This is a genomic window from Microbacterium umsixpiens (assembly GCF_053543675.1).
The window spans coordinates 8,659-9,058 of the sequence record NZ_JBLVOH010000081.1; the positions used below are offsets into that span (position 1 = coordinate 8,659).

Here is a 400-nt window from a genome sequence, read left to right on the forward strand (position 1 = left end):
GGGCCCCAGCGGCTCCGGCAAGACGACTCTGCTCTCGTGTCTGAGCGGCTTGGACCAGCCGTCATCGGGGTCGGTGCGCATCGGCGACGACGATCTCTCCGCGCTCGACGACAAGGCCCTCGCACACATCCGTCGCACCACCCTCGGCTTCGTGTTCCAGCGCACCGACCTCCTCGACGAGCTGGCGGTGATCGACAACATCCTGCTCCCGGCGGTGCGACGACGCGGCCGGGTCTCCGCAGACACCCTGGCGAATACCGCACAGCTCATGGATCGGCTCGGGATCGGACACCTCGGCGCCCGCGCACCGCACGAACTCTCCGGCGGCCAGCGGCAGCGGGTCGGCATCTGCCGCGCACTCGTGAATCGTCCGCCGATCCTCATCGCGGACGAGCCGAGC

General features: G+C 69.8%; 1 protein-coding gene. It reads left to right on the forward strand.

All coding sequences use genetic code 11. The features are described 5' to 3' along the window. A partial coding sequence (locus ACNPM4_RS08435) for an ABC transporter ATP-binding protein (protein WP_448985389.1) occupies positions 1 to 400 on the forward strand: 400 nt, incomplete at both ends.